Genomic DNA, 19,999 nt, shown 5'->3' with positions numbered 1-19,999 from the left:
CAAGGGCGAAACGAGCCCTTTGCAAGCAACAGGAGCAGGAACATGGCACTCACCAAACTCAAGCTGGCCAGCATCGTCGCCGTGATGGTTGCGGCAGGCACTGTGGCAACGCCGGGCATGGCGGGACAGGTCTCGATCAATCTGGCGCCTGCCAATGCCAGCCAGCAACACATGATGCAGGCGGGGCTGGGGATTTATGCGCTCGTCAATGGAATCCAGAACGGTTCGATCTCTCAGAATGGTCTGAACAACGTTGCCGGGTTGATGCAGGGCGGTGGCAACAATCTGGGCGTCGTGCATCAGGACGGAAACGGACACAATGGCAGCCTCAGCCAGCAGAACGGCAATAATAGCTATGGCCTGTTCCAGTTCGGGAATGGCACCAACGCCCACGTCAATCAATATGGCGGGCAGACCGGGCTGGGATTTGTCTTCGGTTGGTAAGCCGGCCCATGTTTGACCCGATTTTGCGCCGTGCGCGAGCAGATCGCGCGCGGCGCGATCACGATGGATTGATCGAAGAACCGACCATGAAGAGTTTCCAAAGCAACGTGCTTAACGCGCTCTTAAGTCCGATCGGGCATTTTTGGGGCTGAGTTGAGTACCGCAGGCAAATCGCCTTGTTCTTACCGGGGGCGGGGACAGGGTCTCGCCATAATGGCGCGATAGGGTTTGCTTGCGACTGGAAGCCGAGAAGGTTGGTCCATGCGTAAAGATGCCCTTTCATCCGTTTTTCCCGTTCTGTCGCGCCGTCGCGCCCTGACATTGGCGCTGGGTGCCAGCGCCAGCCTGATGCTGGCCCGGCCAACATTCGCCAATGTGCCGAATTTCGTTGCGTCCCTTTGGCCCGCCGCGCAGGCGCGTGGCGTGTCACGCGGTATTTTCGATCAGGCCTTTTCGGGATTTGTCCCGTCTGACCGGGTCATGAGCCTGACGCGGACCCAACCCGAAATGGTCAAGACCACCGGTCAATATGTGGCCGATGCGGTGAGCTCGGCGCGGATCAATACCGGCCAGCGCATGCGCGGCGAGTGGGCCCAAACCCTTGGCGGTGCGCAACAGCGCTGGGGCGTGCAGCCCGAAATCGTGCTCGGCATCTGGGGCATGGAGACCAATTACGGGTCCTATATGGGCGGCAACAACGTGATCCACGCCCTCGCCACCCTGACCTATGGCAATTATCGCTACGAGTTCTTCAAGGGCGAACTGCTGACTGCGTTGCAGATCCTGCAGGCCGGTCACGTGAGCGCACCGCAGATGGTGGGTTCGTGGGCCGGGGCCATGGGGCACACCCAGTTCATGCCGTCGAGCTTCATGGCCTATGCCGTCGACTATAATGGCAATGGCAAGCGCGACATCTGGAACTCAATTCCCGACGCGCTCGGATCTACGGCCAACTACCTCAAGGCCCATGGCTGGCGCGCCGGGGAAACCTGGGGCTATGAAGTGCAGCTTCCCTCGGGCTTTGACTATGGCCGCGCGTGGGATGTCGGCAAGCAGTCGCTGGGTGCATGGGAAGCGATGGGCGTCCGCCGCACCGGGGGCCGCTCGTTCCCGAGGTCCGGCGACATGGGCCGTATCTTCATGCCTGCGGGCGGCAACGGGCCGGTGTTCCTGCTGCTGCACAATTTCGATGTGATCAAGCGCTACAACAATTCTGACAATTACGCCCTTGCTGTCGGCCATCTGGCTGATCGGATTTTGGGTGTCGGGACGTTCATTCGTCCGTTCCCGGCCAATGAGACCGGCCTGACCCGCGATCAACGGCAAGAATTGCAGGCTCAGTTGAACCGCCGCGGTTACAATGTCGGAACACCGGACGGCATTATCGGCCCCAAGACCCGCACTGGGATCATTGCCTTCCAGCGCGCGGCGGGACTGCTGGCGGATGGGCATCCGTCCGGGGCGGTTCTATCGGCCCTGCGCTGAAATCACCAAGAGTTAGAACTGTGTAACCATATAAACCGGTGAAACTCCGCATCGCGCCTATCCGGGTTACAGTCAATGCTGGAGGAATGGTGTCCGGAGCGCTTATGACCGTACATATGCCGACCGACGAAGACGGGCGCCTCGCCGCGCTGCACCGCTACCGGCTTGTGGGGCTGGGGCCCAGCGAGGCACTTGAGCGCATCGCCAGAACCGCTCATCTTGCGACGGGCGCGCCGCGTATTGCCATATCCCTGATCGGGCGGGACGCGGAAACGATGCTCGCCGCCTGGGGGGACGTGGCGCGAAACATACCCCGGAGCCGGTCGCTGGGCGCGATTGCGATCTGTGATGATGGCCCGATGGTCATCGAGGATACGCTTAGCGATCCGCGAACGGCGGGTCTTTTCTCGGGGGATGAGTCGGAAGACGGCATCCGGGGTTATCTCGCAGTGCCCCTTAGAACCGCCGATCACCACAGTGTCGGTGTTCTGGCGCTGATGGACACGGTCCCGCGACGCTTCACCCATGAGCAGATCACGCTGGCGGTGAATCTGGCGGAAATCGCCATGGCGCAGCTGGAAACCCATCAGCCGGACCGGTTCGACTATCTGACCGGGGCGCTGACCCGGCACCGGTTCCAATCCGAGGTCGAGCGCGAATTCGCGCGGTCACGGCGTTACGAACGGCCAGCCTCGTTGATTTTTCTCGACATCGACCGGTTCAGCGCGGTCAACGCGGCACTGGGCATGGACACCGCTGACGAGATTCTGCAATCGGTGGCAAATCTCGCCATCGAAAGCTTGCGGGCTACGGATTCCTTTGGGCGGATCGGGGGTACGCAATTCGGCATTCTGCTGCCCGAGACGCTGGCTTATGAGGCCAGCCAATGCGCCGAGCGCCTGCGCGATGAAATCGCCCGCCTGCGCTTCCGTAATGAGCGGGGGGTGCTCTCGGTGACCGGGAGTTTTGGGGTTGCGCCCTTCGACCGGACACTGGCGTCAGCTATCCAGTGGTTCGCCCAGGCCGATGTTGCGCTGTATGCCTCCAAGCGGGCCGGGCGCAACTGCGTGAGCTTTGCCCCGCCGATGAGAGAACCTGGGCTTTTGGGGCGCGGGGAGGCTCCAGACACGCGCGAAAACGATCCGGTGCATTAGAGCATCGGACTGAAAAGGGCTCTGTTAAACCCGGAGTTCGGCTTCGGCGGGTGAAATCGGGCTTACGCTTTCGCGCGCCAGGCGGCGCTCGCGCATCCAGATATACAGCCCCGAGCCGATGACGATCGGGCTGCCGACCAGCAGCCACACGGTGGGCGGTTCGTTAAAGATCAGCCAACTCGACGCCGTCATCCAGATGATCTGGCTATAAGCGAACGGCGCAAGGACCGACGCGGGCGCGTAGCGGTGGGCGGCGATGGAAATTTGGTGGCCGATCATGGCTGTGACGCCGACGCCGAGAAAGACTATCCACGCCAGTCCGCCCGAGGGCCATTCCCAGTTCCACAGCGCGAAGGGCAGCAGGCAGACCGTGCCCACAAGGCCGGTATAAAGTTGCAGGCTGATCGTCGATTCCGTGGCGGTCAGTTTGCGCGTCAGGATAAAATAGATGGCCGCGGAGGTGATGCTGGCCAGCGACAGAATTACCGCCCAGTGGAAGCTTGCGTCCCAGGGCTGTACGACGATCAGGATGCCGATGAACCCCACCAGAATCGCCACCCAGCGCCGCCAGCCCACATGCTCACCCAGAAGGGGAACGGAAAGCGCGGTGATCAATAGCGGCATGCCGAAGGTGATCGACGAGGTCAGCGTCAGCGGCAGATAGGCGAGGGCGAAAAAGTTGAAGGCAGTCATGCCCAACAGCCCCAACGCCCGGACCACCTGCAGCACAGGGCGTTTGGTTTTCAGCGCAGCAAACCCGGAATGGGGCAGGGCGAGCCCGGCCATGAAGGCAAATTGCAGCGCGTAGCGACCGAATGCTACCTGGAGCGGCGGCATGCCCGACACGGCCATCCACTTGGCGCAGGTGTCGCAAAGCGTGAAGAAGATATAGGTGACCAGCCCCAGCCCGATGGCGAACAGTCGGCGATCCTGATGCCCTTGGACGGGACTGGTCATTGCAGCACCATGAAGGAAAAAGCGCCGCTCCGGACCGGGAGCGGCGCTGAATGACTGGGTTACTCGGGCAGAATCCGCACCGCGCCCAGATCGGCGCTCGACGCGAACGCCGCATAGGCCTTGAGGGCGGTCGTGACTTTGCGCTTGCGCTGTTCGGTCGGGCGCCACGCGTCTGCGCCTTTGGCGTTCATCGCTGCGCGGCGGGCTTCCAGTTCCGCATCCGACACCAGCAGGTTGATGGTGCGATTGGGGATGTCGATTTCAATCTGGTCACCCGCTTCGACCAGCCCGATTGCTCCGCCATTGGCCGCCTCTGGCGAAACGTGACCGATCGACAGGCCCGATGTGCCTCCGGAAAACCGGCCGTCGGTGAGCAGCGCACAGGCTTTGCCCAGTCCCTTGGATTTGAGATAGCTGGTCGGATACAGCATTTCCTGCATTCCCGGGCCACCCTTGGGGCCTTCATAGCGGATGACGACGACGTCGCCTTCCTTAACCTTGCCGGTGAGAATGCCCGAAACGGCAGCATCCTGGCTTTCGTAAACCACAGCCGACCCGGTGAACTTGAGGATGGAATCGTCGACCCCCGCCGTCTTCACCACGCAGCCATCGAGGGCGATATTGCCCTTGAGGACGGCGAGGCCACCATCCTGCGAGAAAGCGTGTTCGGCAGAGCGGATGACGCCGTTCTTACGATCGGTATCGAGTTCCGCCCAGCGGTTCTGGGTCGAGAAGGCCTGCGTGGTGCGAACGCCACCAGGGGCCGCCATGAAAAGCTGCCGGACGCTTTCATCATTGGTGCGGGTGATGTCCCAGCGATTGAGCCCTTCGCCCAGCGTGCGACTGTGAATGGTCGGCAGGTGGTTATGGATGAGCCCGGCGCGGTCGAGTTCGCCCAGAATGCTCATGATGCCGCCGGCCCGGTGGACGTCTTCCATGTGGACGTCCTGCTTGGCAGGGGCGACCTTGCACAGCACCGGAACGCCGCGGCTCAGCCGGTCGATGTCGTCCATGGTGAAATCGACTTCGCCCTCATAGGCGGCGGCCAGAATGTGCAGCACCGTGTTGGTCGAACCGCCCATGGCGATGTCGAGCGTCATGGCGTTTTCAAACGCTTCCTTGGTGACGATCGAGCGTGGCAGAACGCTTTCGTCGTCCCCCTCATAATAGCGCTTGGCCAGTTCGACGATCAGGCGGCCCGCTTCGAGGAACAGCTGCTTGCGGTCAGCGTGGGTGGCAAGGGTCGAGCCATTGCCCGGCAATGACAGGCCCAAGGCTTCGGTCAGGCAGTTCATGGAGTTGGCGGTGAACATGCCCGAGCACGAGCCGCAGGTGGGGCAGGCCGCTTCTTCGATGGCCTGAACTTCCGCATCGGAATAGTTGTCGTCAGCGGCGACGACCATGGCATCGACGAGATCGAGCGCCTGCAACTGGTCGCCGGTGATCAGCTTGCCCGCTTCCATCGGGCCACCCGAGACGAACACCACCGGGATGTTGAGGCGCATGGCGGCATTGAGCATGCCGGGCGTGATCTTGTCACAGTTGGAAATGCAGACCATTGCGTCGGCGCAGTGGGCGTTGACCATGTATTCCACGCTGTCGGCGATGATCTCGCGCGAGGGCAGGGAATAGAGCATGCCGTCATGGCCCATGGCGATACCGTCATCGACCGCGATGGTATTGAATTCCTTGGCGACGCCACCGGCGCGTTCAATCTCGCGCGCCACCATCTGCCCCAGATCCTTGAGGTGGACGTGGCCGGGAACGAACTGGGTGAAAGAGTTTACCACAGCAATGATCGGCTTGCCGAAATCCTCGTTCTTCATGCCCGTGGCGCGCCAAAGTCCACGCGCGCCTGCCATGTTGCGGCCATGAGTGGTTGTCCGGGAACGATATGCGGGCATAAAGATCACCTGCTGAAATAAGACTGGGCGGGGTGTGAATCCCGGCGGCAAAATGGAGTGCGGGCGGGTATGGCCCCAATATCTAGCCCGGCGGGTCAAGACTGTAAAGCAAATCCGTACCGTAACGTACGGTACGGAAATAAGTGATGCAGATGAGTGCTCAACGTGTTGTGATGGATGTGAAGCATTTGGGAATAAGCCAGGACGCAGGCGAGGGGAAACATGTCGGTGGGAATGTTGTTGTGGGTGATCGTGGTTGTGGCGATCGCAATCGTCGGGGCGGTCTATGTCTGGTGGAAGACGCGGGTGAAATCTCATCAGCCCCAGTTCGGGACGGCGCCGGCGATTCCCGAGGCCGTGCCGCAAGGCGCCATTCCGATATTGAAAATGCCCACGGCGCGGGGCTGGGAATTGGGTGGCATGCCAAAGGTGGCAGCCGGGCTGAAGGTTTCGGCCTTTGCTGAAAACCTCAAGCATCCGCGCTGGATTTATGTTTTGCCCAATGGCGATGTGCTGGTCGCTGAAGCCGCGACGCTGCCGCGCAAGATCGAAGGGTTCATGGATTTTGCCATGAACCGCACCATGAAGCGCGCCGGAGCGACCTACCCGAGCGCAAATCAGATTACCCTGTTGCGCGACGCGGATGGCGATGGGGTGCCGGAGACGCGCGAAGTGTTCCTCAAGAACCAGCACCAGCCCTTCGGCATGGCCCTGATCGGCTCGACGCTTTATGTCGGCAATTCCAACGCGGTCGTCGCCTTTCCCTATGAGGAGGGGAAGACCAGCATCAAGGGAGAGGGGCGGACCATCTTCACCATGAAGGATGGCGGGCACTGGACAAGGAACCTGATCGCCAGTGAGGATGGCAAGAAGCTTTATGTGGCGATTGGATCGCTGTCCAATATCGCCGAAGACGGGTTCGAGGCGGAAGAGGGGCGCGCCTGCATCGTCGAGATCGACCTCGAAACGGGCGAGAACCGTGAATTTGCCGGCGGGCTGCGCAATCCGGTGGGGATGGCCTGGGAGCCGGTGGACGGAAAGCTCTGGACCGTAGTGAACGAGCGCGACGGTCTGGGCGATGAAACGCCCCCCGATTATCTCACCTCGGTGACGGATGGCGGGTTTTACGGCTGGCCGTATTCATATTGGGGGCGCACGGTTGATGACCGCGTGCAGCCGCAACAGCCTGATCTTGTGGCGAAATCCCTCGATCCCGACTACGCGCTGGGCGGGCACACGGCGTCGCTGGGCCTGTGCTGGATCGAGGACAACACCTTGCCGGGCCTGCCTGCGGGCATGGTGATCGGCCAGCATGGCTCGTGGAACCGCTCGAAACTGTCGGGCTATAAGGTGATCCTGGTGCCGTTCAGCGATGGAAAGCCCAAGGGAACGCCGATCGATATTCTGAGCGGCTTCCTGTCGGCGGATGAAAAATATTCCAACGGTCGCCCGGTCGGGGTGACCATCGCCAGCGACGGAGCACTGCTTGTCGCTGACGACGTTGGCCATGTGGTCTGGCGGGTCAGCGCCTGAACGGCGCTGACTATCAATGACTTAGAGCACCTTTGACACGGTCATGAACCCGTTGCGCTCGCGATTGGCGGCGCTGATGGATTGTTCTGAACCCATGGCCACCACATGCCCATTGCGGGCCACCTCATCGAGCAGGTCGGCGGCGGCGGTGAAGTCTGCTGCGCTGGTGCCCAGAACCTGCTCGCGGCGCTGCTGGCGATAATCATCGCTGACGCCGGTGAGGGCGCGCACCAGAGCAGTGTAACCCTTGGCATCCGGGAGCATATAGCTGTCCAGATCGCCAATGGTGCCGATGATCGAACGCTCGATATCGGATTGCGAGACCCCCTTGCGCAGGAAGGCCGGGGCGGCGTCATACACGTCGAGCGTCGCGACCAGATTGGGATCGCGATAGGAGCCGAAGGCATAGGTGTCGGAGAGCGGGTTGAAACTGGCGAACCCGCCATAGGCACCGCCCTCGACCCGGACCTTGTCCCACAAATAGCTGGTGCCCAGATATTTGGTGACCACCGAAAGCGCACCCGTGGGGGCGTGGCCGGAGGCCTTGAGGTTGACGCCCTTGGCGACGTAATTGACCTGGGCCGGAATGGTCAGTCCCTCGTTTTCCGGAGACGGCAGCGGTGCCCAGCTGAAGGTGCTGAACTCCTTGCGCGGCAGACGATTGAGGAATGATTCCAAGGCGTTGGAAAAGTCCGGCCAGGCTGCGCGATCGGTCGTGACGTTGACGATGGCGGCTTGGGCGTTGATCAGATGATCGCGGATGGCGTTGAGTGCTGCTTCGACGGCAGGCCAGTCATCCTCGATTTTTCCGGCGAGATCACGCAGGAAGAAAATCTGGCTGACGCCGCCCAACTGTTCGGCGAGCCAATCGGCTTCATGCAGGCTGGAGCGCAGGCGGCTGAACACATATTGATGGCCTGACGGCACCAGCGATGCCTCGGCGCGGGCCTTGTCCTCGGCGACGATCTGACGGATGCGATCGCGGTTGTCGAGCCGGGCGTCGGTGAGGATGTCGTGGATAATGTCCAGCATTTCCGGGGCCTTATCGGCTGTCGCCTTGGCACGGACCAGCAGATGCGCGGTGGAGTCGGCGCTGTCGAGAACGGGGGAAACGAGGCGCGCGATATTGATGCCGCCGGTCGATCGGCCAATGCGCTGGGTCAGCGCGACGAAATCGGATTGGGAGGTGCCGGTCTGCTTGAGGGCGCGCGAAAACAGCGGGATGTAGGAGAGCAATTCGCGCGGCAAGCTTTTGAAATCAAAGCCAAGATCGAGATAGACGATGCCGTTGGTGGGCAGGTCGTGATAGAGCGTGCGAACCGAGGCGACATTGGTTTCCTCGGTCGGAATGCTGGCCCCTTCGCGCGGCAGATCAGCAAGCTTAAGCGTTGGAATCTTTGCCAGATTTTGCGGATCGTCCGGCGCGTTCTGAAGATCCTTGAGGCGCTTGGTGGTCTCAATGACCGCGGCGACATCGTCGGCGCTCATGGCGGCGCGGACGGCGTCGAGCCTGCTGCGCTCGGCGGCCTGCTCGCGTTCGGCCTGCGCGGTATCGGCCCGCAGCACGAGTGTGGTGCGGTGGGAATTGTCCAAGAGCAGGGTGCGGATCTTGGATTCGATGACCTTCTCGCCCTTGGCGATGCGCGCCTTGAGATCGGCGAGCGCTGCTTCAAAGCGCAATCCATCCAATGGGTTACGACCATAGAGCCAGTTGTTCAGCGCGCCGAAGAAATAGATGATCCCGCGGGGATAACCGCCGGTGTTGCGCTCGCGCAGCTCGAATTCCAGCGAGTTCAGCGTGGCCTCAAGGGTGGCGTCATCGATGCCGTTATCGGCCAGGTCGGTGAGGGTTTCTACGATCAGCGCTTCTACGCGATCGGCATCCTTTGCATCCACGCCGCGCAGCCCGAATTGCAGGGTTGGCTGCGAAAGATCGGAACCGGACGAAATTACCGCCTCTCCGAGCCCCGATTCCGTCAGCGCCTTGTGCAGCGGCGCGGCGGAATTTCCTGCGAGCGCCCGGCGCAGGACGGTGCGTATAAGCTGTTCCTCAATGTCACCGGTCGCGTCGAGCATCCAGTTTAACGTAACGAAACTGGTGCGGGGATTAGCGTCGTCGGCGGGATAGGTCTTTTCAACGCGACGGGGGGCGGAAAAACGCGGTTGCGGCGCGATCTGGGGCGCTTTTTCGCCGCGCTCGAACCGGGACAAGACAGTATCGAGCAAGTCGAGGCGCTGTTGCGGATCGTCATCGCCGTAAAAAATGATCTGCGCGTTCGAGGGGTGATAGTATGTTTCGTGAAACGCCTTGAATTTTTCATATGTCAGGTCCGGCATGACTTTGGGGTCACCGCCAGAATAGTTGGCATAGAGCGCATCGGGAAACAGCGACTGCATCGCAAAAACGTGGTTCACGTGGTCGGGCGAGGACGTCGCGCCCTTCATTTCGTTGAACACGACCCCCTTGTAGATCAGCGGGTCATCGGCGTTTTCCAACTCGTAGTGCCAGCCCTCCTGCTCAAAGGTCTCGCGGGTGAGCAGCGGAAAAAACACAGCATCGAGATACACTTGCGTGAGATTGTAAAAATCCGCGAGGTTCTGGCTGGCCACCGGATAAACGGTCTTGTCCGGAAAGGTCATGGCGTTGAGGAAGGTGTGCAGCGAGCCCTTGAGCATCTCGACAAACGGCTTTTTCACCGGGAATTTTTCCGAGCCGCACAACACGGAATGTTCAAGTATATGGGGCAATCCGGTCGAATCTGAGGGCGGGGTGGCAAAGGAGACGCCGAACACCTTGTTTTCGTCATCGGCGATGAGGGACAGCACTTCCGCGCCGGTTTTCCTATGGCGGTAATGCCGCGCCAACGCATTGACCTCACTGATCATTTCCTCGGCGATCAGGTCATAGGCAGGATGGTGCGACATGGTGGTTCCTCATTGGCGATAAACGTGGAGGGAATGTAGGTGCGCCGCCGCGCCCTGCCAACCACCTGCAAACATTGACGGTAAAATGTATGGACTTGCGGACATTCGGACACCACATTGACTGCAAAATCGAAAACAGCATCGGAGCTTGATGGAATGGGACGACATGGGGTGGCATTGGCGGTTTTGACGATGGGTCTTTTACTGCCCGCCTTGCCAGCCTATTCCCAACCGTCGCCCGAGCGGTGCGCGGCGATCGGCCCGGCGACCGAACGGCTGGCCTGTTACGACTCAGTGTTCCGCTCGGACGTCTTTACCGGCGACCGGGATGAAGAAGTGACCCCCGATCAGGGCATGTGGGCCAGCGGGGTGGAGATCTCGCAGATCGAGGGGACGGAACTGCCGTTCGCGACACTGCAATCGGAACAGCTGATCCCGGCCTTGCCGCGCGGACGGGCACCGGCCCGGATGACGATCCTCTGTCTCGACGGGGAAACCGTGCTCCAGTTTTCGTTCGCGGGGCAGTTCATGGGCACCCCGACTTCCCAGAGCGGAACCATCACCTTGCAATATGACCGGCAATCGCCACGCAGCCAGTCGCTGGAGTTGAGCGCCGACCGCACGTCCATTGGCTTTTTCAATGAGGCCGACGCGCGGGCCGCAATCGACCAGCTGCTGGAGACCGAACGGCTCTATGTTCGTGCCACGCCGCAGGCCCAGCGCTCGGTGACCATCAGCTTTTTAATGGAGGGCATCGAAGCGGCACTGGTGCCGGTGCGCCAAGCCTGCGGCTGGTGATCCCGCGGCCCTCGTGGTGGCGCCTGCCCATCCGAGGAACCGGGACCCGCGTGTAACGTTGGTTCTCAAGATCCTCTGCCCCCAGGGCGGCATGATTCACCCCAGAGACTGTATAAGGAGAGTTCTCATGGCGATTCGAAACAGTGCAGGCACGGGTGTGGCCAAGGCCGCACGTCTGGTGGCGGGAGGCGCGCTGGCGCTGCTGCTGTCCACCAGCCTGACACAGGCGCAGGAAAATCCCGTCGAGGTGCCCCAGGGGCAGGACGAGCTGTTCTCGGCCCGGGTGCTGACCACGGGCCTGTCCAATCCCTGGGAAATTACCCTCGGCCCTGACAACCTGATCTGGGTGACCGAGCGCTCTTCGGGCGAGGTGACGCGGGTGGACCCGTTCACCGGCGCGCAGCAGACGTTGCTAACCCTTGAGGATTTCAGCGTCGACGTGCAGCATCAGGGCCTGCTGGGCATGGCGCTGCACCCCGAATTGCTGACCGGAACCGGCAATGATTATGTCTATCTGGTGCATACCTACGAGACCGGGACGGCCGAAGCGCCCGATCCGCGCGCCAAGCTGGTGCGCTACACCTATGACGAAGCCAACCAGCAGCTGATCGATCCTGTCGATCTCTTGACCGGCGTGCCCGCCTGGAACGACCACAATGCCGGTCGGGTCAAGGTCGGCCCGGACATGAAGCTCTATTATACGATTGGCGAGCAGGGCTCCAATTTCGGCGGCAACTACCAGCGGCCCAACCACGCCCAATTGCTGCCGACACAGGAACAGGTGGACGCCAAGGATTGGGAAGCCTATTCGGGCAAGGTGCTGCGTCTCGAACTCGACGGGTCGATCCCCGACGATAACCCGGAAATCGAGGGTGTGCGCAGCCATATCTTCACCTATGGCCACCGCAACCCGCAGGGCATCGATTTCGGGCCCGACGGGACCATCTATGTTTCCGAGCACGGGCCGGACACCGATGACGAACTCAACATCCTGCACGCTGGCGGCAATTATGGCTGGCCCAATGTCGCAGGCTTTGTTGACGACAAGGCCTATGTCTATGCCAACTGGAGCGAAGCGCCCCAGGATCTGCGCTATTCGGGCCGCAACATTCCCGACGCGGTGCCGCAATATCCTGAAACCGAATTCGATCAGGATATCATCGAGCCAATTGCCACCTATTGGACCGTCGATAATGATTTCGACTTTGCCGGAGGCTGTGGCTGGATCTGTAACCCGACCATCGCGCCGGGCTCGCTGGAATATTACGCAGCGGGCGAGGATGGCATTGCCGAATGGGATAACTCGATCCTGCTGCCAACGCTCAAGCACGGCGTTCTCTACGTCCAGCATCTGACCGAAGACGGGCAGGCGGTGGATGGGCTGCCGACGGCATGGTTCAGCACCCAGAACCGCTATCGCGACACCACCATGTCCGAGGACAACCGGACGGTGTTCATCGCCACCGACGGGTTCGGCACGGGCGCTGAAAAGTTCGGCGAGACCGGGTTCACCAACGTGCTGCACAACCCCGGCGCGATCCTGATGTTCACCTATGGTGGCGAAGAGGGCGTCAGCGACAGCATCACCCTCGCTCCGGCGGCTGACGATGGGGCCGCAGGCGATGAGGCGGCGGTTGCTCCCGCTGAAGATGCGGAAGCCTCTGACCAGACCGCAGCGGTTGCGGACGATGATGCGGACTTCGACACGCTGTATGCCCAGGGGCAGACGCTGTTCGGAACCACATGCGCTGCCTGTCACGGACCGGCGGGGCAGGGGGCACAGGGCCCGGCACTAGCCGGCAACGAAGCGCTCGGCGATACCGCCTATCTCGCCACAACCGTTGTGCACGGGTTCGGCTATATGCCGCCGTTTGGGTATCTCGAAAACGAGCAGATCGCTTCGATCACGACCTATATCCGCAACAGCTGGGGCAATGAGTTCGGTATTCTCACCCCGGACGACGTAGCCGCACAACGTTAGAGCGTTTCCAGAACAGGTGGATACCGCCTGTTCGGTTCGGAAGCGCGACAAAGCAAGGACTTAGGGCGCCTGATCTGATTCAATCAGATCAGGAATTGCTCTAGGCGTTGTTGAGGCACACATAAAAAAGGCCCCCTTTCCTGTGATGGAAAGGGGGCCTTTTTGGTTCTGAAAGAACGGACTGCTCTAACCCTGCGAGACCAGCCGCCGCAGTTTGCCGATGGCGGTTTCGGAGCTTTCCTCATAGGCGATGGTGCCGAAGAAGCGCCCGGCGCTGTCGAGGAGGAACACCGAGGCGGTGTGGCTCATGGTGTAATCGCCATTTTCAAGGGGAATCCTGTCGGCGTGGACGCCCCAGGCCTTGGCGGCGGCCTCGATCTGGTCGGCCTCGCCGGTGACGCCGACGATACGGTCATCGACCCAGCCCACATAATCGGCCAGCACCTCGGGGGTGTCGCGCTCGGGATCGATGGTGACGAAATAGGCACCCAGATCGCCGGCTTCATCGCCCAGTTCAGCGAACCAGTGCTTCATGTCGGCCAGCGTGGTGGGGCAGACATCGGGGCAATGGGTGAACCCGAAAAACACCATGGACGGCTGGCCGACAAACAGGCTGGCGTCGGTCTCGGTGCCATCATGGGTGACCAGCCGATAGTCCCCGGCGCCATAAGGCGCCGAGGGTGCTTCCACCAGCCGGGTCGAACTGGTCGTCGGGGCGGACTGGCCGGTGTACCACAGCGCGCCAGCGCCCACGGCGGCAACGCCCACCAGAGTCCACAGAACGGTCCGTACGGTCTTCAAAGTCGATCCGGCCATGGGTCAGTGTCCTTCGTGCGCGGAGTGATCGTCATGGCCCGACGCGCCGAACGCGCCGACGGCCAGGTCGATATCGATGCGCCCGGCAGTCTCGAACACCAGGGTGACGGGAACGGTTTCGCCTTCAACGAAGGGCTGGGCCAGCTGCATGAACATCAGATGCAGCCCGCCCGGCGCGAGGGTGACCGTTTCGCCAGCGGGGATTTCGATGCCGTCCGGCAATTGGCGCATTTCCATCACGTCGTTGACCACCGACATTTCGTGAATCTGCACGTCGGGGGAGAAGGGCGATTCGGCGTCGATGAGGCGCTCGGCGGTATCACCGGAATTGGTGATGGTGAGATAGCCGCCGGCGACCGGGGCGTTGGGAAGGGTGGCGCGGGTGAACGCTCCGCCCAGGATCAGGTCGCCAAAAATGACCTCGGGAGCATGGGCGACATCGTGGTCGGCGTGCGCGGCGTGGTCGGTATGCGCGGCTGCGTGGTCATCAGCAAAGGACGGGGCAGCAAGAAGCGCGAGGGACGCTGCGGCAAGGGCAGCGGTGGAAAACATGCGGATCATGAGTGATCTCCAGCAAGATTGATCGTTGAAAAAACTTGAATCGATCAGGCTGGGCGGGGTGGGGCGCGCGGATTTGCCGATGTGACAATGGGCTGAGGCGCGAAGGCGATGTCAAAAATGCCGAAAACGGCACGGGTAAATTCAAGGGGCGCGTCAATGGCGGCGCAAGGCGGAGGGGGCAGGGCGGCACCGCCGACCCGGCAGGCGTGGCACGGTAAATGGCCGCCGCCCTCGTCACCGGCTGGCGCGCCGCAATAGGACAGATCGGCAAGGGTCCAGCCGCTGTCGCCATCGGTGGCCAGGGAAATGGTGACGGGCTGGTGGGCGAACGACAGAAAGATCAGCGCCAGCACAGTCAGCGCCTTGATCATTTCCCTGCCGATGTCGCGTGCCATTACCGGCATGAAGCCCGCTCCTTCATTACCGTCCTTTTACACCAGACGCCCGCCAAGCCAATGCGTCATATTGTTTTTTGGCTGTCTGGCCCGCCGGGTCAGGCGGAGGCGAGGAACATGGTGTAGGCGGGATTGTCGCTTTCATCCCAATGGGCGTAGCCCAGCGTATCGAGATAGGCCTCGAACGCTTCACGCTCCCCGGGCGGGACCTGAATGCCGGTGAGGACGCGTCCGTAATCGGAGCCGTGATTGCGATAGTGGAAAAGCGAGATGTTCCAGTCGGGTGCGAGGCCTTCGAGGAATTTGAGCAGCGCGCCGGGGCGTTCGGGGAATTCGAAGCGATAGAGCAATTCGTTGCGCAGCCCTTCGACGCGCCCGCCGACCATGTAGCGGATATGGAGCTTGGCGACTTCATCGTAGGTGAGATCGAGCACGGTGTGGCCGTGCTCGCGCAGCATGGCGATGATCTCGGCCTTTTCCGCATCGCCGCCCTTGAGGCCGATGCCGACGAAAATCTGCGCGTTCGAGCCCGGCGCGATGCGGTAGTTGAACTCGGTGATGGCGCGCGAGCCCAGAAGGCGCATGAAGGCGCGATAGGAGCCGGGCTTTTCCGGGATGGTGACGGCAAGGATCGCCTCGGCGCGTTCACCCAGCTCGGCCCGCTCGGCCACGTGGCGCAGGCGATCGAAATTGATATTGGCGCCCGAGCAGATGGCAATGGCCGCGCCGGGGACATCGAGGGTGGGAGCATGCTTGCGCAGCCCGGCCAGCGACACCGCTCCCGCCGGTTCGGCAATGGCGCGGGTGTGCTCGAAAATATCCTTGATCGCGGCGCAGATGGCGTCGGTGGAGACGGTGATCACCTCATCGAGGGTGTCCTTGAGGATTGCGAACGGCAATTCGCCCGCCTCGCGTACCGCAACCCCATCGGCGAAGATGCCGACCTCGTTGAGGGGGACGGGATGCCCGGCGGCCAGCGCCGCCTTCATCGAGGCGGCGTCCTCGGGTTCGACGCCGATCACCTTGATATCGGGGCGCAGGAACTTGGCATAGGCCGCGATTCCCGCCGCGAGCCCGCCCCCGCCGATCGGCACATAGAGCGCGGCTATGCGTCCGCCATGCTGGCGCAGGATTTCCACCCCGATGGTGCCCTGACCGGCGATCACCTCGGGATCGTCATAGGGATGGACGAAGCACAGGTTTTCGCGTTCGCACAGATCGAGGGCATGCAGGCGCGCATCATCGAAGGCGTCGCCATAAATCACCACCTCGCCGCCCAGCCGCTTCACCGCCTCCACCTTGATCGAGGGGGTGGTGGTGGGCATGACGATCACCGAGCGCACCCCCATGCGGGTGGCGGAATAGGCAAGGCCCTGGGCGTGATTGCCCGCAGAGGCGCAGATGACGCCGCGCGCCCGATCGGCATCCGAGAGCGAGGCGAGCTTGTTGTAGGCCCCGCGCAGCTTGAACGAAAACACCGGTTGCAGATCTTCGCGCTTGAGCAGCACCGGGCGACCAAGCCTGTCCGACAGCGGCCCCATGCGCTCCAGCGGCGTCTCGATGGCGACGTCGTAAACGGAAGAGGACAGGATGGAGCGGATGATTTCAGGCATGACGGGACTTTCGGTTGGTCGGCCCAAGTCTTAAAGCCTTTCGCGGGAAAATGCAGGATATTTCCGGGGTCGCGGCAAACCGTCCCGCCGCGTGCTGTCACCGCCCGGTCATCTGCGGGCGATAGCGTTTGGCCCATGATGATGAAATCGATTGCTGCGATTGCAGCCTTTCTGGGGCTGGCCACCGGAGCGGCGGGGGCCGATCTGAGCAGCGTTGTCGTCGAGGACGGGGCCGGGGCGCGCATCGTGCTGGCGGATCTCGTGGACGGGCCGACTATCCTCCATTTCTGGGCCACATGGTGCGGGCCGTGCCGGAAGGAATTGCCGGAGCTGGAGAGCTTTGCCCAAGGGATCGACGCGGAGCGGCTGGTGCTGGTTTCGGTCGACACCGTCGATTTCGCAGTCGTTGAGGCGTTTCTGGACGAACTGGGGGTCGGGTTGACGGGTTATCGGCAGGTCGAGGGGAATGTGGGGAGCGCGTTCGCGATCCTGGGGTATCCGAGCACGGTGGTGGTGGATGGGGCAGGAGAGGTGCTGTTTCGGCGGCAGGGGGCGATCGCCTGGGAGGATGCAGGGGAAGCCGGGGAGGTGATGGCATTCATCGAGGCCGCCCGGCGCTGAGATCGCGGCGAGGCTCCTCATCCGACCGCTTCGCGGCCACCTTCTCCCCGGGGGATGATAGATATATCATAAATAATTAGAATAACACAATATTTTTTCTATGATTGTCCGCACAACACCTGCACAGGTCTGGCAAATCAACCACTTACGCGCCCGGCCTACACAAATTCTGCACAGGCACAAGGCGGCGACATGGCATCGGACGGCAGCAAATTCATCATCGACAAGGAGGAACTGAAGCCCGGCCTCATCCTCTTCCGGCGTTCGGACGTGAAGCACCGGAACTGGTGTTGCCGCGTGAAGGTGCCGAAGCAGGACCGCTACAAGATGGTTTCCCTCAAGACCGAGAACATCAACGACGCCCGCGCACTGGCGTGAGATCAGGACGGTGAGGTGCGCTACGCCGTCAAGCACGGCGTAGCCCTCTTCAACCGCCCCTTCCGTGAAGTAGGCAAGGAGTATCTGGAAAAGCAGCGGGTACGCGCCAAGCGCGGCGAAATCACCACGCAGCGGCTGGATACCGTCCGCAACATCATCGAAGGGCCGCTTAATGACTACATCGGCTCGGTGCAGGTGCACCTGATCGCCGACGAACGCTGGTCCGACTATCCGTCATGGCGGCGCGAGCACGGCGAGGGCCGGATCGAGCGCAACGGCTCGCGCATGGTATCGGAGGAAATCGCCACCAAACTGGTGAAGGCCGAGTTTGAGCGGCGTCGGAAAGTATCGCAGACGCGCGGTATTCGTCCGAAGCCCCTCAGTCAGGAGCAGTTCGCTGCCGCCTTGAAAGCCAAGATGGAAAAGCTGGTGCCGTATGTGAGCGACGACACCATCCGCATGGAAATGAAGCTCTTTTCCGCGATCATGAAATTCGCGGTCAAGAAACAATACGTGCCTGCCAGCCATCGGTTTGACGACCTACCCGCACTCAAGACGATGCAGCGGGAAGAGTTCACCGTGGAGGAATACCGGAAGCTGCACACGGTTGGCAGGTCATGGGTGAAGGCAGCGACCACAGAGGCCAGCCGCTGGCAGCGCACCGTCACCTACAACATGGTACTGATCGCCTGTAACACTGGTATGCGTCCGCCGGAGTTGCGCAATCTGCGCTGGCGCGACGTATGGCCCGCCAAAGACCGCGAAGGGCGCGACATTTTCGTGCTCTTCGTGCAGGGCAAGGGAAAATCGCGCAAGCTCGTCCCCCAAGAGCGTGGGCGACTATATTGAACGTATCCGCGTGATTTCCAAGGCGACGGAGATGGACGACCGTGTGTTTACGACCATCACCGGTCAGCCCGCCAAAACGCTTTATAGCTCGCTGATTGAAGATTTACTCGACAAGGCCGCGCTGCGCAAGGGCGCGGACGGGACGATCCGCACGACCTATTGCTTCCGCCACACCTATGCGACCTTCCGTTTGCAGATGGGCGTGGACGTGTATTTCCTCGCCGAGCAAATGGGCACGTCCGTCCAGATGATCGAAAAGCACTACGGTCATGTGAACACCATCAAGCATGCCGACCGCGTTCTTGTCGGCATGGAGGGATGGGACCCGGTATCGACCAGCCCCGATGAAGCCCTTGCCGGTGGCAAGGTCAAGGTGCGTGACAAGACGGCGAGGCCCGCGCCGTCCAAGCCCCAAGGGCAGCGCAACAAGCCGCGCTGACCGTCAGAACCCGCGTCCGGCCCGGACAAACTGGCGGGTTCCCTGTTCGCCGATGCGCCGCTGGCGCACCTGAATCGGTGAACGACCGTTCCACCTGACCGGCTTATGCCGCGTCGCTGCTGCGCTGCGGTGCAGTTGCATCGTCTGCGCTTCTATCCCCCTCGACCAAAAGAACAAATGATCCTGACAAGGCGCAATCCGTTCAGGGCATGACCGCGCGCGGCGCGGAACAGCATCCTCGGTGCGGCGGCTACGTCGCCCAGCTTGCTTTTGATGCTCCCCATCACCCCCGACGCATTGGATTCCATCGTCGCCCTGCCATTTCCCTTGTCACGTTTGCATTCCCATCGGGCAGCTTGATGCCCCCTGCCATGCGCGGGCGCTACTGGCGTCAACAGGAAGCCTCGGCTCCCCCGTCCGCAGGCGTTCGGTGGCGCTTGTGCGCACATGGCTCGACGAGGAAGCCGCCTCGCCGGATTGGCGGCGACATGAAGCCGCCGCCCGCCAGCTCACCCTCTTTTGAGGGTGGCGCTGGTGGTAGGTAAACGAGGCAGCGCATCTGCGCCGCCTATAAAATTTCAATGTGTCAGAAACGAACCCACGTCCCGCACAAACGGTTTAGGGTAGTATAATTGCCGCTATTTTTCTTCGACTTCTGACCAGTTGATGCACAAGCGATTGTTCCGCATTTTTCCTGCGGGAAGCGCCTTGCGGTCAATCAGCTTACCCCGCACCTCAAAATTGGCATTAACTTTAACGATCAGGACTGTACTGAAATTTTGATCTATGTTGATCTCGACCACATCGCGATTCTTGAAAGGCGTAATGGTTTTCACTTCTACAAAATAGTTGCCAAGCCGACCGTCCGATCCCTGCGCATAATTCCGATGCAGCTTTATGCCATGGGTGATCGCCCCATAAAGTTCACCTATATCACCATACACTTGGAGGTGGCTGCCGGTGAGCTGGTAATATTCTTCGGCAGCGCCGATTAACGATTCAAATATCGGGACAAGCGACAGGTCGGCATTGGGATAGCGGGCGCGCCATTCCTTGTATTGGATTTGCTGGTTAATCTCATCCCAGCTTATCCATTCGCCATCGTCCCAGATGCCATCGCAGATGTCGGTGGGAACGTCGCCCATA

18 protein-coding genes are annotated in these 19,999 nt (G+C 61.4%); 10 read left to right on the top strand and 8 right to left on the bottom strand.

Annotation, left to right across the window (positions count from 1 at the left end; translation table 11 throughout):
- Positions 1-42 precede the first annotated feature (42 nt).
- From VNS12_RS06205 to VNS12_RS06195, 3 genes are all read left to right on the top strand, one after another.
- Complete coding sequence (locus tag VNS12_RS06205; protein ID WP_325486973.1) at positions 43-444, top strand: curlin; 402 nt, start codon at positions 43-45, stop codon at positions 442-444.
- 261 nt (positions 445-705) lie between these two features.
- Positions 706-1,929 (top strand): lytic murein transglycosylase, encoded by a 1,224-nt coding sequence (locus VNS12_RS06200; protein WP_325486972.1) that lies wholly within the window; start codon positions 706-708, stop codon positions 1,927-1,929.
- Positions 1,930-2,033: 104 nt separating this feature from the next.
- Positions 2,034-3,083 (top strand): GGDEF domain-containing protein, encoded by a 1,050-nt coding sequence (locus VNS12_RS06195; protein ID WP_325486971.1) that lies wholly within the window; start codon positions 2,034-2,036, stop codon positions 3,081-3,083.
- Positions 3,084-3,107: 24 nt separating this feature from the next.
- Here VNS12_RS06195 and VNS12_RS06190 read toward each other — a convergent pair whose 3' ends face one another.
- Both VNS12_RS06190 and ilvD read right to left on the bottom strand, forming a co-directional pair.
- Positions 3,108-4,040 (bottom strand): DMT family transporter, encoded by a 933-nt coding sequence (locus tag VNS12_RS06190; RefSeq protein ID WP_325486970.1) that lies wholly within the window; start codon positions 4,038-4,040, stop codon positions 3,108-3,110.
- Positions 4,041-4,099: 59 nt separating this feature from the next.
- Positions 4,100-5,944, bottom strand: coding sequence for a dihydroxy-acid dehydratase (gene ilvD, locus VNS12_RS06185; RefSeq protein WP_325486969.1), 1,845 nt, complete (start codon positions 5,942-5,944; stop codon positions 4,100-4,102).
- A gap of 222 nt (positions 5,945-6,166) precedes the next feature.
- Between ilvD and VNS12_RS06180 the strand changes: the two genes are divergently transcribed.
- Complete coding sequence (locus VNS12_RS06180; RefSeq protein WP_325486968.1) at positions 6,167-7,477, top strand: PQQ-dependent sugar dehydrogenase; 1,311 nt, start codon at positions 6,167-6,169, stop codon at positions 7,475-7,477.
- Between the two features lie 21 nt (positions 7,478-7,498).
- Here VNS12_RS06180 and VNS12_RS06175 read toward each other — a convergent pair whose 3' ends face one another.
- A complete protein-coding gene (locus tag VNS12_RS06175) occupies positions 7,499-10,402 on the bottom strand; it encodes an insulinase family protein (protein WP_325486967.1) in 2,904 nt (967 codons plus the stop codon).
- A 192-nt stretch (positions 10,403-10,594) separates the two neighbouring features.
- On the opposite strand from VNS12_RS06175, the gene VNS12_RS06170 reads away from it, so the two are divergent.
- Entirely contained in the window at positions 10,595-11,200 is a 606-nt protein-coding gene (locus VNS12_RS06170) for a type VI secretion system-associated protein TagO (protein ID WP_325486966.1), read from the top strand.
- 127 nt (positions 11,201-11,327) lie between these two features.
- Positions 11,328-13,181 carry a glucose/sorbosone family PQQ-dependent dehydrogenase gene (locus VNS12_RS06165; RefSeq protein WP_325486965.1) on the top strand — a complete coding sequence of 618 codons (1,854 nt, stop codon included), beginning with the start codon at positions 11,328-11,330 and terminating at the stop codon, positions 13,179-13,181.
- A 186-nt stretch (positions 13,182-13,367) separates the two neighbouring features.
- Here VNS12_RS06165 and VNS12_RS06160 read toward each other — a convergent pair whose 3' ends face one another.
- From VNS12_RS06160 to ilvA, 4 genes are all read right to left on the bottom strand, one after another.
- Positions 13,368-13,997, bottom strand: coding sequence for an SCO family protein (locus VNS12_RS06160; RefSeq protein ID WP_325486964.1), 630 nt, complete (start codon positions 13,995-13,997; stop codon positions 13,368-13,370).
- Between the two features lie 3 nt (positions 13,998-14,000).
- Positions 14,001-14,558, bottom strand: coding sequence for a copper chaperone PCu(A)C (locus tag VNS12_RS06155; protein WP_325486963.1), 558 nt, complete (start codon positions 14,556-14,558; stop codon positions 14,001-14,003).
- Positions 14,559-14,602: 44 nt separating this feature from the next.
- Positions 14,603-14,962 carry a hypothetical protein gene (locus VNS12_RS06150; protein ID WP_325486962.1) on the bottom strand — a complete coding sequence of 120 codons (360 nt, stop codon included), beginning with the start codon at positions 14,960-14,962 and terminating at the stop codon, positions 14,603-14,605.
- Positions 14,963-15,051: 89 nt separating this feature from the next.
- On the bottom strand, positions 15,052-16,566 hold the full coding sequence (gene ilvA / locus VNS12_RS06145; protein ID WP_325486961.1) for a threonine ammonia-lyase, biosynthetic: 1,515 nt from the start codon (positions 16,564-16,566) through the stop codon (positions 15,052-15,054).
- 135 nt (positions 16,567-16,701) lie between these two features.
- Between ilvA and VNS12_RS06140 the strand changes: the two genes are divergently transcribed.
- The 4 genes from VNS12_RS06140 to VNS12_RS06125 all read left to right on the top strand — a co-directional run bounded on the left by VNS12_RS06140 (position 16,702) and on the right by VNS12_RS06125 (position 18,853).
- Positions 16,702-17,187 carry a TlpA family protein disulfide reductase gene (locus tag VNS12_RS06140; protein ID WP_325486960.1) on the top strand — a complete coding sequence of 162 codons (486 nt, stop codon included), beginning with the start codon at positions 16,702-16,704 and terminating at the stop codon, positions 17,185-17,187.
- Between the two features lie 192 nt (positions 17,188-17,379).
- The gene (locus tag VNS12_RS06135) at positions 17,380-17,565 is read left to right on the top strand and encodes a hypothetical protein (RefSeq protein WP_325486959.1); all 186 of its coding nucleotides are present in this window, start codon (positions 17,380-17,382) and stop codon (positions 17,563-17,565) included.
- Positions 17,566-17,580: 15 nt separating this feature from the next.
- The gene (locus VNS12_RS06130; protein WP_325486958.1) at positions 17,581-18,414 is read left to right on the top strand and encodes a hypothetical protein; all 834 of its coding nucleotides are present in this window, start codon (positions 17,581-17,583) and stop codon (positions 18,412-18,414) included.
- Positions 18,398-18,853, top strand: a complete 456-nt coding sequence (locus tag VNS12_RS06125; protein WP_325486957.1) for a hypothetical protein — start codon at positions 18,398-18,400, stop codon at positions 18,851-18,853. Before VNS12_RS06130 ends, VNS12_RS06125 begins: the two co-directional genes overlap by 17 nt.
- Positions 18,854-19,491: 638 nt before the next feature.
- On the opposite strand, the gene VNS12_RS06120 is transcribed toward VNS12_RS06125, so the two are convergent.
- A complete protein-coding gene (locus VNS12_RS06120; protein ID WP_325486956.1) occupies positions 19,492-19,998 on the bottom strand; it encodes a hypothetical protein in 507 nt (168 codons plus the stop codon).
- Between the last annotated feature and the right edge of the window lies 1 nt (position 19,999).

It is taken from the genome of Pelagibacterium sp. (assembly GCF_035555455.1).
In the GTDB taxonomy this organism is placed as follows: Bacteria; Pseudomonadota; Alphaproteobacteria; order Rhizobiales; family Devosiaceae; genus Pelagibacterium.
The sequence above is the reverse complement of the archived record's forward strand: the minus strand, read 5'-3'. Positions and strand labels throughout refer to the sequence as shown.

Excerpts from the sequence above, each read along its gene's own strand:
- VNS12_RS06205 (WP_325486973.1), top strand. The coding sequence starts at position 43 with ATGGCACTCACCAAACTCAAGCTGGCCAGCATCGTCGCCGTGATGGTT.
- VNS12_RS06140 (WP_325486960.1), top strand. The coding sequence starts at position 16,702 with ATGATGATGAAATCGATTGCTGCGATTGCAGCCTTTCTGGGGCTGGCC.
- VNS12_RS06180 (WP_325486968.1), top strand. The coding sequence starts at position 6,167 with ATGTCGGTGGGAATGTTGTTGTGGGTGATCGTGGTTGTGGCGATCGCA.
- ilvA (WP_325486961.1), bottom strand. The coding sequence starts at position 16,566 with ATGCCTGAAATCATCCGCTCCATCCTGTCCTCTTCCGTTTACGACGTC.
- VNS12_RS06150 (WP_325486962.1), bottom strand. The coding sequence starts at position 14,962 with ATGCCGGTAATGGCACGCGACATCGGCAGGGAAATGATCAAGGCGCTG.
- VNS12_RS06165 (WP_325486965.1), top strand. The coding sequence starts at position 11,328 with ATGGCGATTCGAAACAGTGCAGGCACGGGTGTGGCCAAGGCCGCACGT.
- VNS12_RS06195 (WP_325486971.1), top strand. The coding sequence starts at position 2,034 with ATGACCGTACATATGCCGACCGACGAAGACGGGCGCCTCGCCGCGCTG.
- VNS12_RS06120 (WP_325486956.1), bottom strand. The coding sequence starts at position 19,998 with ATGGGCGACGTTCCCACCGACATCTGCGATGGCATCTGGGACGATGGC.
- VNS12_RS06160 (WP_325486964.1), bottom strand. The coding sequence starts at position 13,997 with ATGGCCGGATCGACTTTGAAGACCGTACGGACCGTTCTGTGGACTCTG.
- VNS12_RS06175 (WP_325486967.1), bottom strand. The coding sequence starts at position 10,402 with ATGTCGCACCATCCTGCCTATGACCTGATCGCCGAGGAAATGATCAGT.
- VNS12_RS06170 (WP_325486966.1), top strand. The coding sequence starts at position 10,595 with ATGGGTCTTTTACTGCCCGCCTTGCCAGCCTATTCCCAACCGTCGCCC.
- ilvD (WP_325486969.1), bottom strand. The coding sequence starts at position 5,944 with ATGCCCGCATATCGTTCCCGGACAACCACTCATGGCCGCAACATGGCA.
- VNS12_RS06190 (WP_325486970.1), bottom strand. The coding sequence starts at position 4,040 with ATGACCAGTCCCGTCCAAGGGCATCAGGATCGCCGACTGTTCGCCATC.
- VNS12_RS06135 (WP_325486959.1), top strand. The coding sequence starts at position 17,380 with ATGGCATCGGACGGCAGCAAATTCATCATCGACAAGGAGGAACTGAAG.
- VNS12_RS06200 (WP_325486972.1), top strand. The coding sequence starts at position 706 with ATGCGTAAAGATGCCCTTTCATCCGTTTTTCCCGTTCTGTCGCGCCGT.
- VNS12_RS06155 (WP_325486963.1), bottom strand. The coding sequence starts at position 14,558 with ATGATCCGCATGTTTTCCACCGCTGCCCTTGCCGCAGCGTCCCTCGCG.